Consider the following 16,587-nt stretch of genomic DNA (forward strand, 5'->3'; position numbering starts at 1 on the left):
TCAGCTATTACCTATCAGTGCTTCAACTGTTTGTCTATTGTGATTTATCTGTTGACCGACAGCTTAACACTGACCTCTACAATGCCCCAGCTGCCGTTTTATCTAATACGCCTTCACCTAAGTGAGTTGTGATGTTCATTGCTTGCAGCACTGGTAAACCATCAGGACCAGATGGGTAATCAATGACGCTGACTGCGCCATTACCCTGGCGAAAATTCCAGAAATTTTCTGATGGTAAACCCAGAATATGGCATAGCAAAGTTTTGTTAGTAGCGTCGTGAGCCACTACTAATCCAGTTTTAAGTTGACTTTTTGATGCTGCTTGCACAATTGATTGCCAAGCTGCAACGCTACGTTCCCACACTTGCTGTAAATTTTCCCCTTCGGGCATTTGTACTTCTGCTGGTGTTATTCGCCAGCGTTCCAACTCTCCTGGAAACTCTTGCTCTATTTCTGTTTCTAATTTTCCTTCCCAAAGTCCGTGACTGATTTCCCTTAAACCATCTTGCAATTCCAACTTTACACTAGGATGGTGCTGCAAAATAATCTCTGCTGTTTCTTTGGGACGAAGCATTGAGCTGCTAATGGCAAAGTCAATGGCGACATCTTGGAGAAATTCTCCAGCTTTTTGCGCCTGTTTTCTACCGTTGTCGTTGAGCGGAACGTCAATTTGCCCCTGAAACCTGGTTTGGCGATTCCATTCTGTTTCTCCATGACGTACCAGCAACAATCGTACTCCTTGATGTTCTGGTCGCAATGTAGGGAGAGTTTCTCCTGCATGTTGGGTCTGATTCAACGACTCTAGTTGAACTGGATCTCCCAAACCCCCAACAAAATTTAAAACGGTGATGCCACAGTTAGATTGTTGTATGGAATGGTAGCGGCTTGGGGGAATGCCTAGCGCCGTGCTGATCAGGGCGCGATTAATACCGTTATGCCCAACTATCAGAATAGTTTCACCTTGATGATGAGGCAAAATTTCCTCCCAAAACTGCCGCGCCTGCTCATACAAAGCCAGAACAGGAAAATGTTCTCTGCTCCCCTCTGCATCATTAAGCAGCATCCGCAGCTCGTGGGGGCTTTCTTTCCAAGTGCGGTAGTCTTCGGCAAACTTCTGCTTGACATCAGCAGTCAACATTTCTGCCCACAAAGGCAGGTCTATTTCCAGCAGCTTATCGAAAGTTTGGGGAACGGCAGAGGTTCCAGTCTGAGTTGTCAACTCACTGTGAATAATCTCTGCTGTTTGCTTCGCTCGCTGTAAGGGGCTGCTGTAAATTGCGTTAAATAGAATATTGCTGAGGGCCTTGCCTACTTTAGTGGCATCGTTCCGACCTTTTTCTGTTAATCTTGACACGTCAGTGCGCCCTTGGATGCGCTTTTCAGTGTTATAGCTGCTTTGACCGTGGCGTACAATGATGACACGAGTCACTGGTCTTACCCTCCTCTATCTAAAGGACTAATTTTACTGCAAACTGGGTTGGCAGGATGATCAATTACAGCAATGTGCATGTATGGTATTTATAAAATGTATAAAAATTAACTTTTATCATTTTAGTAGTGTGTGCTCTGATGTTCTTCAGAGGCGATTGCAAACCTCAGGGTGAAATTTAGGCGAGGAAGCAAAGCTAATTTATGATAAACTACGGTAAACCGATGAGTTTATCAATTATTTAGATATGCCACCATCAATCATGTAATTTTTAGTAAAAAATTTCAAGGTGGCGCTGGAATTTATAGGTATCTTTGCGTTGTATCAGATAGAGAGTGAAATTCTCATAATTTGAGGAATTAAGGTCATGGCTTTATCTACAATTGTTGATTCGATGGTGAGCTATATCTGCATTCGCATTCCGCTGCAATGTCATCCCCAACCTGTTATTTCACAATTAATTTCTCGCTATGGCTTAACAGTTAATATTGCCGCAGCTTTTTTAGAAGGAAATACTCAAGACAACGGTTGGTTTAATTTGGAGATTCAAGGTAGTTTTCAAAAAATAGAAGCAGGACTTGCTTATCTACAATCACTAAATATAGATATTGAGCACCTAAATACTAAAACTCTAGTAGCAGAAGATAAAGAAAAGCTCAAACTCTTATGTGCCAACACCAATGTTTGTAGGCAGGTGCAGTCAAATCAGCAGATACAAAGCAATACACCAGAAGTTAATTTAACTAGTAAAAAAAATCGCGCAAAGTTTCAAGTCTGCATTCCCAAAAATTACCGTTCTTCTCCGGTAATTGCCGGGCTGGTTGCTTGCTATGGTTTAACGGTGAACATTGCCAAGGCTGAGTTGGATAAGGATACTGAAAATGATGGGAGGTTTGATTTGGAAATTTGGGGCAGTTCACAACAAATTATTTTTGGCTTGAGGTATCTAAAACAACTAGGTTTACAAATTTGGTTGTAAAACGATACAAAACTTCTATTAAGTTGTGAGATTTTTCGTAAAGGCTGTCATTCAGAACTGCTACATAAAAAATAGGATGTGTAAATTATTCATAGCTTTTAGAGGTATTCAACTATGACTCATGCTTGCTGTGGACCTGGTTATGCTTCTCCAGAAGCAGCCATCAAGGCAGAATCGGAAAAAGTGCTTTATGCGATCGCTCTTTATACTGGTACGGGAATAGAAGAGCCTGATTATCTCGCCACCGTAGATGTTGATCCAACATCCCCTACTTATTCCCAAGTGATTCATCGCTTATCTATGCCTTACATTGGGGATGAGTTACATCATTTTGGCTGGAATGCGTGTAGCTCTTGTCACGGCGACATTAGTAAATCCCGGCGATTTACTATTATCCCAGGACAACGCTCTAGCAGGATTTATATTGTTGATACAGCAGACACCAAAGCCCCAAAACTGCACAAAGTCATTGAACCTGAAGAAATTAAACAAAAAACTAACTTAACAGCTCCCCACACAGTACACTGCCTAGCAGATGGTCATGTGATGATTTCCATGCTGGGTGATAGCCAGGGAAATGGCCCCGGTGGCTTTTTATTACTAGATGAAAATTTTGACATTGCTGGGCGTTGGGAACACAATGCCAATGGCATGAACTTTAACTATGACTTCTGGTATCAGCCGCGTCATAACATCATGGTGAGTAGCGAATGGGGCGCACCCAAAACCTATTATCCTGGTTTTGATCTCAACGATGTCACAGCTGGTAATTATGGTCAGCACATACATTTTTGGGATTGGTCAAAACGCGAGATTATTCAAAGTTTTGATTTGGGACAAGAAGGGTTAATTCCTTTAGAAGTGCGCTTTCACCATCACCCTGATAGCACTCATGGATTCGTCGCAGCTGCACTCAGCAGTAATGTTTGGCATTGGTATAAGCCTAACGGTCATTGGCAAGTAGAAAAAGTCATTGATATTCCATCAGTGGAAGTAGAAGGCTGGCCTATACCCGTGCCATCCTTAATTACTGATATCTTGATATCAATAGATGATCGCTATGTTTACTTCTCCAACTGGCTGCATGGAGATATTCGCCAATATGATATTAGCGATCCTTCCCATCCCAAACTTACCGGACAGGTTTGGTGCGGTGGTTTGCTAGGAAAAAGTGGCGAAATTCAAGGGCATAAATTAGCTGGTGGTCCCCAGATGTTACAGCTGAGTCTGGATGGTAAGCGGCTTTACGTGACCAATTCTTTATTCAGCACTTGGGATAATCAGTTTTATCCTGACTTAGCTAAGAACGGCTCATATTTATTGCAGATTGACTGCGACACGGAAAACGGTGGTCTGAAAATCAACGAAAATTTCTACGTTGACTTTGGTAAAGAACCCGCTGGTCCCTCTCGTGCTCATGAGATGCGCTATCCTGGCGGTGATTGCACCTCTGATATTTGGGTGTAATTGACTATCAGGCATGGGGGTATCCATACCGAATATTTGTCGAAGAATGCCACAAATGTATTCGTAGGGTCGGGGTTTCCCCGCCCTTTATGAAAAGGTGAGTGAGACTTCATACAGCCATCACTACAAGTCACACACAGTGTTCATAAGTTTACATTTTAGGATTTAACATGAACCATTTGACATCGAAAACCTCAAGTATGAAAGCGATGGTATTAAGCGACATCGCTAAACTAGAGTTGCGTGAAGTACCGCGCCCTGTGGTGCAGCAATATGAGGTTTTGATACGTGTGTTAGCAGTAGGATTGTGTGGCACAGACTTTCACATCTTTTCTGGGCAAGCCAACTACAACATTAATCAGCGAGGAAAGGTTATTCCACTGGTAGAACAGCCGCAGATTCTAGGTCACGAACTTGTTGGTATCGTTGAAGAAGTAGGAAGCCTAGTTAAAGATTTGCATATAGGCGATCGCGTCGTTATCGATCAGGGGTTGAACTGCCTTAGCCGACGGCGACAACCGAAGTGCGAATACTGTGTCAGTGGCGACTCTCATCAATGTCAGTTTTTCTCCGAACATGGCATCACTGGCTTACCGGGAGGACTCGCTGAATATATAGCGGTTCCTGCTGTAAATGCCATACCCATTAATTCTGACTTGGAAACTATCGCCGCTGTTCTCACAGAACCCCTTGGTTGTATCAGCCATGCCTTAGATAGGGGAACACGCTCCCGCACCCGTTATGTAATTAATGCTGAAGATATCAATCAACGCGTGCGGTCAATTCTGATTTTTGGTGCTGGCCCAGCGGGGCTATTATTTATTCAATATCTGTACAAAGTCCTAAACTATGATGGCTTGATTCTAGTCAGCGAACCAAATCAGCGAAAGCGGGAATTAGCCTCTTGCTTTGGTGCAGAGGTAATTGACCCTCAAGTAGTTGATTTAGTCGATGTTGTGCAGGACAAAACTGGTGGACGGCGAGTAGAGTATTTAATTGATGCTTGCGGTGCTGGTTCGGTCTTCAAAGATATTCCTGCTTTAATCCGCAGACAGGCTACAGTTCTACTCTACGGGTTAGGTCATGCAGGTGTAGATTTGAGCGTACTGAATAACTTACAATTCATGGAACCAACGCTGGTTGCTGCCATTGGCGCGTCAGGAGGGTTCCGCAGCGACGGACGCCCATGTACCTACGATAGAGCACTTGGCTTGCTGGCAGCCAAGCAGATCGAGGTAACTTCGTGGATTACCCATTGTTACCAATCCCTGGAATCTGTGCCTCAAGCCTTTACTAGCGATCATCTAGAACCCGACTATATAAAAGGTGTAGTAGTGCTATAGGGGTCATTGATCCGTTACCAATTCAAATGAAGCGATCGCTAACTTTGCCCTGCGTACACTTAAGTAATAAAAGCTCCTATTAATATAATTATAATTTATATAGAATTAATAATTGATTTTTAAACAATACGTAGGTTGGGCAATGCCCAATCTACAAATATTTAAGTAATAAAAGCTCCTGTAAATATAATTAAAAATTATATGAAATAGAAAGCAGTAAAAAAATGAAATTTGACTTCATCAAAATAATTAGCCCTCACTGATTCAAATACCTTTGATGAGGTTCTGAATTGCTTGACTGAAAATATTTCTATTGCAACTCAGGGAGCTTGTAACCAAAAAACTTTATTTAAAATCTTAATTAAAACAGCGAGTAGTGGAGATAGTATTGAAAACATAACCAAAATCTTAAATCAAAGTTTATGTGGGCGCGCTCTCAGATATCACCTGGAAAAAACTTTGCGATTTACTAACAGTGAGTGTGTCACAACTAGATGATGAATAAAACTTACAAAATTGAACTCGTAAATCGTATTCATTTTTGTGTTGAAGTATCGGAAAATCAATATATCTTAAATGCAGCAGAAGCAGCGGGATTGCGCTTGCCTGTGGGTTGTCGATACGGTGCTTGCATTAGCTGTGCTGCACGTTTGATTGAAGGCAAAGTTGATCAATCTCAGGCGATCGCACTCAAACCTGCCCAAGAAAAGATGGGTTATGTTTTACTGTGCATTGCCTATCCGCGCTCAGATTGTAAGTTTGAAGTGGGTGTAGAATGCCAAAAACAACTTTATATCAATCCGTTTAAAGGTTGCCGTTGAGTTGAAAATTCTTTCTCCAACAGCTAAAAATATAGATTCTTTACCATTTTTAGTAATCAGTTTGATACGTACCACTAACTCTGGACGTAGTTTTATGGATTCATACTTAGCGCATTCTGCGCTTGATTAGTCTTTTGTCAAGACCACTGTTTAGAGATCTCGGCTTTACTACTAGCTTTTTATCGGCTAAACCGAAACATCTAACCAAGGTTAGGTGGAAGAGAACTGCCTCATCTGTAAAACTAAAGTACTCAAGCTTGGTTTAAATTCATACTCAATTGGCCTTTACTTGTTGCGCCTTATAACTCTGTCAGATTTTGTTGCCAAGCAGGATTTGCATCAGACGGTAATTTTATTGGCTCAGGTTGTCAAATCGAGATCTGAACAACACCTGTTGCTATGAAAAACATTTAGGGCAGTCTTGTTGAGGCATATTACCTTGCCAGCGATTTAAGTAGCAATCAAATTTTTCCTTTAGGAGAACTAAATATGGTGACAAAACTAGACGATCATAAACGGCTGGCAATCGCTGAAAGATTAGCAGACCTGAGAGCATTTCAAAATTTAATTCTTTCTAACGATCAAAAACTAATAGATATCTGCCCTTATCAAGATGTTCGCGATCGCCTGCAAAATATGCTCGAAGATGACCAGAAAAACTTGGGCATTATCGACACTGTGATTGTTCAATACGGCATTCAATCTGAACCCAGTGCAGCGACTAAGATATTCATTCCGCAGTTTGAGCAGATGATGTCAGGTAATGAGTTTACGTTCTACCAGAAACTCATTCACCACGAACTGATGAAGCACGGTCAGGCTATGAGTGGAATCGTTATTCACAAAGCTGCTCAGGTAGTGGGGGCTGATATTGAAGTAGCGATTACGCCTTTGAATACTGTTAACTTTGAGGGTCGCGCTCACCAAGAACAGCTTAAGGGGATACTCGAACAGGTGGGTGTGCGAGAAATGACTGGCAAAGATGCAGACCAGGGACTTTGGGGACGGGTACAAGATGCGATCGCGGCATTATCGGGTGTAGGTGGCAGTGTAATTACCCAAAACACTGATAAACAGGATATGAACATCCAAACCCTCATCCGCTTAGATTCACAGCAAAGTAAATACAATTTTCACTGAAATTGGCGCAACTAAAGATCCTCAAAAGCTCCAAGAGTATTTTGGGCAGATCTACAAAGATTTATTAGCACATGCTCAAGCTGAAGAAGAAGTCGTATACCCGCAAGTTCGCTCATTTTATGGCGATGACAATACTCAGGAACTTTACGATGAGCAAGCCCAAATGAAGCGGATGCTGGATGAAATTAAGTCTATTGATCCTGCTTCAGCTGATGAGTTCAGATCAAAAATTAAACAGCTGATGGATACAGTTGGCGATCACATTCGTCAAGAAGAAAGTACTATGTTCGCAGCGATCGACAGAAATTGCAGCGATATCCAAAAAGAGCAAATGGCTACTGAGTTCAAAGCTGCCAAGAGCAAGATTCAGCAAGAAATGTTAACATCCATGCAATAGCAGCAAACATTTTTACAGGCGACTATGTTGCTATCTCTCTATGCGAGGATGAGATATAGCAATAGCTAAGGCACTGAGAAAGTAAATAGTTTTTACAGAGTTGCGTTTAGGTGATCGCATTATATATAGATTGCAAAAACGCAACTGCCCTCTGAAGATTGCCTGGAATGTAAGGCAAGCACTCAGAGGGCGTAAAGTTGTTGAGATACCATTTCTCACGCTTCATAGTCCACAGGACTTGAGGAGAGATTGATGGCAAAATTCTCTAATTTCTAGGGAACGTTAATGCGATCGCTAAATTCGGAGTTGTAACCTTCTTCTCCGTGTTCGTTAATATCCAGACCTTGGTATTCAGCTTCCTCCTTGACGCGCAGACCGACTGTAGCATCAATAATCTTCAAAATGATGAAAGTCCCAACCGCAGCAATGATATAGGCAATAACAATGGCTAGTAGTTCTACTCCTAGTTCGCCAAAATTACCTTTTAGTACACCGTTTTTACCACCTGAGTTTACTTCTACGGTCGCAAAGATTGCTGTCAGAATAGCGCCAACTGTACCACCAACACCATGCACAGGGTAAGTATCTAAGGCATCGTCAACTCGTAATTTGTGCTTAAAACTCACCGCATAGAAACAAACGAAAGCGGTGATAAAGCCAATAAAAATTGCTGATAGGGGAGTGACAAACCCAGCGGCTGGGGTAATGCCTACTAGACCAGCAACGGCTCCTGTAGCTGCTCCCACTGCGGTGGGTTTACCGCGTAAAGCTGCTTCCAAAATCAGCCACATTAAAGCTGCTGCTGCTGCTGCTGTATTAGTTGCTACAAAGGCTGTTGTTGCTACATTTGTTACTAAGTTTCCCGAAGTTCCACCAGCAGCAGACAAGGCACTTCCAGCATTAAAGCCGAACCAGCCAAACCAGAGTAAGCCAGCACCTAGCAAAATGAAGGGAACGTTGTGCGGAGGGCTGAGACGATCGGGATGGCTTTTGCGGGGGCCAAGAACGATCGCGGCGACGAGGGCAGAAACACCTGAACTGATGTGAACTACTGTACCACCAGCAAAGTCAAGGGCACCCAAACCACCATACAATCCCAAAAATCCACCTTTTGCCCATACCATGTGAGCCAGAGGCGTGTAAACAAAGGTTGACCACAACAGTACAAATAAAGCATAAGCTTTAAAGCTCATCCGTTCTGCGATCGCTCCGGAAATTAAGGCTGGGGTGATGATGGCAAACATGGCTTGATAAATCATGAATGCCTGGTGGGGAATTGTCCCGGCATAGGAAACAACCTCGGGTGGGTTATAACCTTGGAGATAACCAGTGACATCTAGCCCAACGCCATTTAAACCTAGCCACTGCAATCCACCGATGAAGGACGTTCCAGGTGCAAAGGAAAGGCTATAGCCCCAAAGAATCCAGGTAACTCCGACGATCGCCATCAGCACAAAGCTCATCATCAATGTGTTGAGGACGTTGCGCGATCGCACAAATCCACCATAGAAGAACGCCAATCCTGGTGTCATTAGCAGAACTAGCGCTGCTGAAATCAGCATAAATGCTGTATCTCCAGTATCAGCAGTTGGTGGAGGTGTGGCAGCTGCTTGGGCTAACGCATTGCCCATCAGCGGTCCTCCCAGCAGCAATAGGGTCATAGCCCCAATAATTACAACTTTCTTCAACACTTTTTTTGTCCCCGAGCACCAAAATTGTTGTGTTTATTCAAAACAATAGAGTATTTTTTTATACTCTATTTTGTTCGAGCAATTAATCAACCTTAGTTGTTTAGAAAGGTTTATAAAAATATAATACTAATAGCAGATACCAAATGTTGAATGATTCCATAAAGATGCAATAATTAGATTTGTTAGATTCGTGTAATAGCATTTTGTTTAAGTGCTACAAAATCATGATGTTTTTAAGTACAAATTATGGCAGAAAAACATCTTTGTGGTAATTAGTAAGTTTGACCAAATTTTTACCAGTTTTATCAGTCAAGTTGTACATTCATGTAACGAATCTTATTTCTATTTTCTGTAAAGCTCTAATCCATTAAGTTTAAGTAATCCAGTATATTCCCTTTAGCTACCTTCTTTACTGTTGCTTATTAAGAGCCTCTACAACTAAGTTCATAAATCAAATAGAGGTGCTATATTCTGGGTGCGTACATAATAATGAAAACACTCAACAAGGCTAAACAGGCTCCTATGAAGTCGTAGTGGTCTGGAGTCACACCGTCTACTTTCCATCCCCAAAGCATAGCCATTGTGATAAAAACACCACCATAAGCAGCATAGACTCTGCCAAAGTTTGCTGGTTGGCGGGTAGCTATTACTCCATAGGTAGCTAAAGTAATTCCACCCAATATCCCCCACCAAATAGATTTACCTTCCCGCAACCACAACCAAATTGAGTAACCACCTCCTATTTCAAATAAACCAGCCCATAAAAAATACAACAGGGACTTAATCATTTGAGCAATTTGGCAATTTTTTTGCCAACCAGAAAATCAAACAACCTAAATAGAAGTTTAAGAAACTATTGGTACTTTTGTAAATAAGTTTGCAAATTTTGGGATGACCTTAAATAAACAATTATTATGTCGCTTAGGAAACAGTCAGTCAAGCCTTGTTCACTGAATCTTTAATTTTTAACTTCAATTCCTGTTACAAAGTGAAAAACATCGTAGAAACTAAGATACATCTTTATAACACAATTTTGAATTATACAAAAATTGTGTTTTGAACTCTTAAAAGCTTCTTCACAGAAATCATATAAAGTTATCCCCGTAGAGAAACTTTTGATGAACTCACTAATAAATTTGATTGATTGTCTATGTTACCAAATTCATAATTCTGTATCAGAAGTTACGGTTTGTTTGTTTGGCCTTTTCTATTAACCTTTAATACTTTAGTTGAACAAACTGAAATCTCTACATTGTAAGCATTTACCGAGATTACAATCAAACAACCAAAAAAATATTAAATTTTTATACAAAAGATTAATCACGCCTTGACAGGTAAAAAATATTGTAATGTTTACATTGCATAATTACGGATAAAAAGAAATACAGTATTTTTACGAGTTAAATTGTTACTACAATAACACTGGTGAATGCTAATAAAATCTCGCCTGTTTTTGTGAAGATATTACAATTCAATTTTTAAATATTCTTCATAGCCGAGTTGTTCTAGTTTGGCTTGCTTTGCCATGACTGATTCAGATAGCGTTTGACGATATTGTTGTACTTTTTCTAGCAATTCAGGTTGGTGGATAGCGAGAATTTGCACTGCTAACAGACCAGCATTTTTGGCATTACCTATAGCTACCGTTGCTACAGGAATACCAGCAGGCATCTGTACAATTGAATACAAAGAATCAACGCCATGCAAGTTACGTGTAGCTACAGGAACACCGATTACAGGAAGTGGGGTTAAAGAAGCTACCATTCCCGGAAGATGGGCAGCACCACCAGCACCAGCGATAATTACCTTAATGCCGCGTTGGTGTGCTTGCTGGGCGTATTGCACCATGCGTTCTGGAGTACGATGAGCAGAAACGATCGCCACTTCGCGTTCAATGCCAAATTCGTCACAAACTGCGATCGCGTCTTTCATAGTGGGCAAATCTGAATCACTGCCCATGATAATACCGACAAGGGGAGCCATAGAATTTTAGATTTTTGATTTGGGATTATTGCTGACTGTTCTATCTAAAATCGGGTGAGACTTAGCTATTTTCCCGCCAATGTGATGAATAAAGCAACACCAAGCGCGATCGCCGCAAATGTAGATATTATCAATGCACGAGTACCAGGTTACAAAGACTTGCAGATGCTCTTGATTAATCAAGAAGGCATGATTGAGCAAATCTTACCAATGGGTACTGTGTTTAAACGAGTTCCTGGGCCAGATCTGCAAGTGTTAGATGTTGCAGGTGATTGGATTTCTTTGGGTGGCGTCGATTTGCAGATTAACGGCGCGTTGGGTTTAGCATTTCCTGATTTAAAAACTGAAAATGCTCACTTACTGCCAAAAATCTCCCAATTTTTATGGGATGTAGGAGTAGATGGATATTTACCTACATTGGTGACAACTTCATTAGAAAATATCCAGCGATCGCTAGCTGTCATCGCTAATTTTATTCAAACTCAGAAAGCAGGTGCCCAGATTCTCGGCGTACATTTAGAGGGGCCATTTTTAAATTCTCAAAAACGCGGCGCACATCCCGCAGAATATCTGTTACCCCTAACAATTGATCAAGTAAAAAGGGTTTTGGGTGATTATGCTGGAGTTGTGAAAATCATCACCCTAGCACCAGAGTTAGATCCTACTGATGAAGTCATCCCATATTTGCGTTCCTTGGGTATTATCGTCAGTTTAGGGCATTCTCAAGCCACAACCGCCCAAGCGCAACGCGCTTTTGAACTTGGTGCCACAATGGTAACTCACGCTTTCAACGCCATGCCAACATTACATCACCGCGAACCAGGGTTATTAGGGGCAGCAATTACTAATCCTGATGTGATGTGTGGTTTTATTGCCGATGGACAGCATGTTGTATCAACGATGCTGCAAATTCTCATCCGTGCTACCGAAGGGCTATTTCTTGTCAGCGATGCTCTGGCACCTCTAGGCTTACCTGAAGGGGTGTATCCTTGGGACAGTCGGCACATAGAAGTAAACAACGGCACGGCACGACTACCCGATGGTACTTTATCAGGGACGACTTTACCTTTATTAGTAGGTGTACAGAATTTGGTGCAGTCGGGGATTTGTGATGTGGAAAGAGCGATCGCCCTAGCCACAGATGCACCCAGACAGGCAATTAATTTACCAGGAATTTCTCCTAATCAATCGGCCAATTTATTGCGCTGGCATTTGGATGAAACGACAAAAAAACTCACATGGCAGCGACTATTTAGCTAGATTCCCAGGTTGCAGCTACCTTCACACTACCCCAAAAAGCTGAAAAACTTTTCAGGCTCAGTCTTCTGGTTCAAAGTAATGCCGATCAAAAATATGAAGGTAACTGTGTTTACTGGCTGTCTGTTGAGACTGTCGAATCGGAATCTGAATTACAAACTCGGCTCCCTGACCAGGTATAGAATGGCACTGCAATGAGCCACCATGCTTCTCGGTCACAATCTGGTAGCTGATCGACATTCCCAATCCTGTCCCTTTGCCAACTGGCTTAGTGGTAAAGAATGGGTCACACAATCGCTTTTGAACAGCTTCTGGGATACCAGGGCCGTTATCCACAAACCGAATCTGTACGTGGTCTGAACCTACCATCTGTGTATAAATCTGAATTTCACTGGTCTTTTGCCCAATCTCCTGAAACCTGCATAATTGGTGTGGTTCTTCGAGGGCATCGATGGCGTTGCTAATGATGTTCATAAACACCTGGTTGAGTTGTCCGGCGTAGCACTCAACTAACGGCAGGTTGCCATAGTTCTTAACCACTTCAATTGCCGGATGATCTTGCTTGGCTTTCAGCCGATTCTGTAAGATCATCAGCGTACTATCAATGCCCTCATGGATATTCACCGATTTCATCTCGGCTTCGTCCATACGGGAGAAGTTGCGTAAAGAGAGCACAATCTTTTTAATTCGGTCGGCACCAACTTCCATTGAACAGAGCAACTTGGGCAAATCTTCTACTAGGAATTCTAGGTCGATCTCCTCGCTTTTGACCTGGATTTCTGACGCTGGGCTGGGATAATGCTGTTGATATAATTGCAGTAGTTCAAGGAGATCGTGAATATACTGATTTGCAGGATTTAAGTTGGCATAAATAAAGTTCACTGGGTTATTGATTTCATGAGCTACCCCAGCCACTAATTGCCCTAAACTAGACATTTTCTCATTCTGCACTAGCTGAGTCTGCGTTCGCTTCAGTTCAAGTAAGGTAGTTTCCAGATCAGTTGCTTTCTGCCGCAACTGGGCTTCTGATTCTTGCAAAGCGGCTTCGGCTTGTTTACGCGCACTGATATCGCGAGCAATTTTAGAAGCACCGATGATTTTGCCTGTGGAATCTTTCACTGGAGAAATAGTCAGCGAAATATCAATCAACGTCCCATCCTTGCGTTGACGCACCGTCTCAAAGTGATCGACTCGTTCTCCGCGCCTGAGTTTCTCCAGAATTTGGGGTTCCTCATTGATGTGGTCCGCAGGAACAAGCATTGTCATAGGTTGACCGATCGCTTCTTGTGCGGTGTAGCCAAATAGTCTTTCTGCCCCAAAATTCCAGCTGACAATTACTCCATTCAAGGTTTTGCTGATAATGGCATCCTCTGAAGACTCGACAATTGCTGCTAAGCGAAAAAAAGCTTCTTCGGCTTGTTTACGCGCACCAATTTCGCGAGCAATTGTGGAAGCACCGATGATTTTGCCACTGGCATCTTTAACTGGAGAAATGGTCAACGAAATCTCAATCAGCTTTCCATCCTTGTGCTGACGTAATGTCTCAAAGTGATCAACTCGTTCTCCACGCTTGAGTTTCTCAATAATTTGGGCTTCCTCATTGATGCGATCGCCAGGAATGAGGATTGTTACAGGTTGACCAATCGCTTCTTGTGCTGTGTAGCCAAACAGCCTTTCTGCCCCAAAATTCCAGCTGGCAATTACGCTATCCAAGGTTTTGCTCATAATGGCATCTTCTGAAGATTCGACAATTGCCGCTAGGCGAAACATAGCTTCTTGGGCTTGTTTGTGTTCTGTAATGTCTCTATGAACTCCAATCCATTCGCGAATACTGCCATCAGCATTCAATATCGGCATAGACTTAACAATCATGTAACGATACTCACCGTCATAGCGGCGCAAACGATGTTCCACCTTGTACAAGGTTTGGCTTGCAACTGCTTGTGCCCAAACTTCTGCTGTGTGCGATTGATCGTCTGGGTGAACCGCATTCAGCCAGCCCCAGCCCTTTAGTTCCTCGAATGTTTGTCCGGTATAGGCACTCCAACCAGGCTGCTTGCTGACAAACTCACCTTCAGCTTTGGTATCCCAAATAATTTCAGATGTGGCTGTCATCAGGAAGCGGTAGCGTTCTTCACTATGGCGTAATGCGAGTTCTGCCTGTTTGCGATCTGTGACATCTTCAGCCACAAGCATCACTCCGTTCACAACCCCCGCACTGCTGCACCACGGGCGAAGCGTCCACTGACGCCAGCCTTTTTTACCGTCAGCCTGCTGAAATCGCTCCTCTACACACAATTCAACCGCTGCCACCAAACAGTACTGGTATGCTTCTGCCAATGGTTCATAAAACTGCCGAAATAACTCTTTGTGCGATCGCCCAATAATCTCTTGTCCCTCCAGCCCTAACTCACTCAACCATCGTTGGCTGGTCAGCAAATACTTCATTTCGCGGTCTACAATTGCAGCCGCAATTGGTAGGTTTTCCAAAAACGCACAGTAGAGATCATCTCGTTGGAAATCATTATTTATAAGAGAATTTTGGCTCATGGTATACCCTGAATGTCTAATTAGTATTTCAGCACTTAATTTTTTTTTGTATGTAATACTATTGGTTATATTTTGCTCTTTTGATGTTACTAATGCACCGTTTAATCAAGGTTGATGAAGATATATATTCCGCATTTTGTGTTGCTCAAATTCTGACAGCATTAACATGAGCTTGAACTCCTTATAAAAACTTGGTGATACTGGCATATAGTTATCAGCAAGCTAATCTAGACTGTAGTACTCACACTTGGAATTGCAATCTTAAACTCGGTTCCTATACCCGGCTGAGAATTTACTTCCATTGTGCCTTTGTGTTTTTCCACAACAATTTGATGAGCTATCGACAAGCCAAGCCCAGTACCCTTGCCAACGGGTTTCGTGGTAAACAAAGGCTCAAACAGCCGTTGTTTGAGTCGCTCAGGAATACCAATCCCATTGTCAGCAATCCGAATTACAACCCAATGTTGAGAATTTATTTCTGTTGTAATTTGAATTTGAGGAATTTTATTGCTCATTTTGCCTTTGTTTATGGCTTCATCAAGGGCATCAATTGCGTTAGCAATAATGTTGATAAATACTTGATTCATCTGGCCTAAATAGCAGTTTACCTCTGGCAATGTTCCATATTTCTTAATTACTTCAATACCAGGAAGATCGCCATTACCCTTGAGGCGGTGTTGTAAAATCATTAATGTACTATCTAGCCCTTGGTGCAAATCCGCAGGTACTTTGGTATCACTATCCGAACGGCAAAAGGTACGAAGTGAAGTAGAAACTTGACGAATTCGTTCAGTTCCCAGTTTGAATGAGTCCAAAATTTTGACCATATCTTGAAGAATGAATTCTAGATCCCAGTCTTCCAGAGCAGTGGTAATTTTAGCTGTCGGGTTTGGATATTCTTGTTGATACAGTTGGAGAATTTCGGTTACTCCGCCAATATATTCCTCCAAAGGTGGGATATTGCTGGTGATAAAGTTGATGGGGTTGTTCATTTCATGGCCAATACCAGCGATTAACTCTCCCAGTGTTGATAATTTCTCTTGTTGCACCAGTTTGACTTGGGCTTGTTGCAAAGCAGCAGTGCGATCGCGCACTTGTTGTTCTAAAAATTCATTAAGTTGTTTAAGCCGTAAATGCACGCGGACTCTGGCAATAACTTCCTCCTGAGCAAATGGTTTGGGTATGTAGTCTACCGCACCCAGAGAAAATCCCTTAGTTTTACTATCCATATCCGCTAAAGCAGTGGTAAAAATAATCGGAATCTTCTGGGTAACAGGATTGGCTTTGAGGCGACGACAGGTTTCAAAGCCGTTAAGACCTGGCATTTGTACATCCAGCAAAATTAAATCTGGTTGATTGCGTTCGGCTTGGGCGATCGCACTTTCGCCGTCGACTGCAACACGGAAACGCAACCCCTCACTAGCCAGCGCTTCGGACAGGACAGACAAATTGGTGGGATTATCATCAACAATCAAAATAAATCCGTTATTTGAAATCTTGGTCATAATGCATATAAAAATTAAATTTACC

At 42.2% G+C, this 16,587-nt stretch carries 11 protein-coding genes and 1 pseudogene; 6 read left to right on the forward strand and 6 right to left on the reverse strand.

The genetic code is table 11. The annotated features are described in order from the left end of the window. Nucleotides 1-76 precede the first annotated feature (76 nt). Nucleotides 77-1,429 (reverse strand): histidine phosphatase family protein, encoded by a 1,353-nt coding sequence (locus tag BV372_RS15295; protein WP_086687355.1) that lies wholly within the window; start codon nucleotides 1,427-1,429, stop codon nucleotides 77-79. 367 nt (nucleotides 1,430-1,796) lie between these two features. Here BV372_RS15295 and BV372_RS15300 point away from each other — a divergent pair, with 367 nt between their 5' ends. From BV372_RS15300 to BV372_RS15325, 5 genes and pseudogenes are all read left to right on the forward strand, one after another. Beyond that, nucleotides 1,797-2,408: an NIL domain-containing protein gene (locus tag BV372_RS15300; protein ID WP_086687356.1), complete on the forward strand. Its 612-nt coding sequence runs from the start codon at nucleotides 1,797-1,799 to the stop codon at nucleotides 2,406-2,408. A gap of 114 nt (nucleotides 2,409-2,522) precedes the next feature. Then, nucleotides 2,523-3,875: a selenium-binding family protein gene (locus BV372_RS15305; RefSeq protein WP_086687357.1), complete on the forward strand. Its 1,353-nt coding sequence runs from the start codon at nucleotides 2,523-2,525 to the stop codon at nucleotides 3,873-3,875. Nucleotides 3,876-4,045: 170 nt separating this feature from the next. Then, nucleotides 4,046-5,218: a zinc-binding dehydrogenase gene (locus tag BV372_RS15310; RefSeq protein ID WP_086687358.1), complete on the forward strand. Its 1,173-nt coding sequence runs from the start codon at nucleotides 4,046-4,048 to the stop codon at nucleotides 5,216-5,218. A 497-nt stretch (nucleotides 5,219-5,715) separates the two neighbouring features. Further along, nucleotides 5,716-6,039 (forward strand): 2Fe-2S iron-sulfur cluster-binding protein, encoded by a 324-nt coding sequence (locus BV372_RS15320; RefSeq protein WP_086687360.1) that lies wholly within the window; start codon nucleotides 5,716-5,718, stop codon nucleotides 6,037-6,039. Nucleotides 6,040-6,528: 489 nt separating this feature from the next. After that, a pseudogene (locus tag BV372_RS15325) lies at nucleotides 6,529-7,576 on the forward strand (hemerythrin domain-containing protein). Nucleotides 7,577-7,848: 272 nt separating this feature from the next. On the opposite strand, the gene BV372_RS15330 reads toward BV372_RS15325, so the two are convergent. The 3 genes from BV372_RS15330 to purE all read right to left on the reverse strand — a co-directional run bounded on the left by BV372_RS15330 (nucleotide 7,849) and on the right by purE (nucleotide 11,250). Continuing rightward, nucleotides 7,849-9,237: an ammonium transporter gene (locus BV372_RS15330; RefSeq protein ID WP_373270772.1), complete on the reverse strand. Its 1,389-nt coding sequence runs from the start codon at nucleotides 9,235-9,237 to the stop codon at nucleotides 7,849-7,851. A 494-nt stretch (nucleotides 9,238-9,731) separates the two neighbouring features. Then, entirely contained in the window at nucleotides 9,732-10,055 is a 324-nt protein-coding gene (locus BV372_RS15335; RefSeq protein ID WP_086687362.1) for a YnfA family protein, read from the reverse strand. A gap of 676 nt (nucleotides 10,056-10,731) precedes the next feature. Continuing rightward, on the reverse strand, nucleotides 10,732-11,250 hold the full coding sequence (gene purE / locus BV372_RS15340) for a 5-(carboxyamino)imidazole ribonucleotide mutase (RefSeq protein WP_086687363.1): 519 nt from the start codon (nucleotides 11,248-11,250) through the stop codon (nucleotides 10,732-10,734). Nucleotides 11,251-11,334: 84 nt separating this feature from the next. Between purE and nagA the strand changes: the two genes are divergently transcribed. Next, nucleotides 11,335-12,510, forward strand: a complete 1,176-nt coding sequence (gene nagA / locus BV372_RS15345) for an N-acetylglucosamine-6-phosphate deacetylase (RefSeq protein ID WP_086687364.1) — start codon at nucleotides 11,335-11,337, stop codon at nucleotides 12,508-12,510. A gap of 57 nt (nucleotides 12,511-12,567) precedes the next feature. Here nagA and BV372_RS15350 read toward each other — a convergent pair whose 3' ends face one another. Both BV372_RS15350 and BV372_RS15355 read right to left on the reverse strand, forming a co-directional pair. Then, nucleotides 12,568-15,057 carry a PAS domain S-box protein gene (locus tag BV372_RS15350; RefSeq protein ID WP_086687365.1) on the reverse strand — a complete coding sequence of 830 codons (2,490 nt, stop codon included), beginning with the start codon at nucleotides 15,055-15,057 and terminating at the stop codon, nucleotides 12,568-12,570. 227 nt (nucleotides 15,058-15,284) lie between these two features. Next, entirely contained in the window at nucleotides 15,285-16,562 is a 1,278-nt protein-coding gene (locus tag BV372_RS15355) for a sensor histidine kinase (protein ID WP_086687366.1), read from the reverse strand. Nucleotides 16,563-16,587: the final 25 nt, after the last annotated feature.

This window comes from Nostoc sp. T09 (genome assembly GCF_002154695.1).
Taxonomy (GTDB): Bacteria; Cyanobacteriota; Cyanobacteriia; order Cyanobacteriales; family Nostocaceae; genus Aulosira.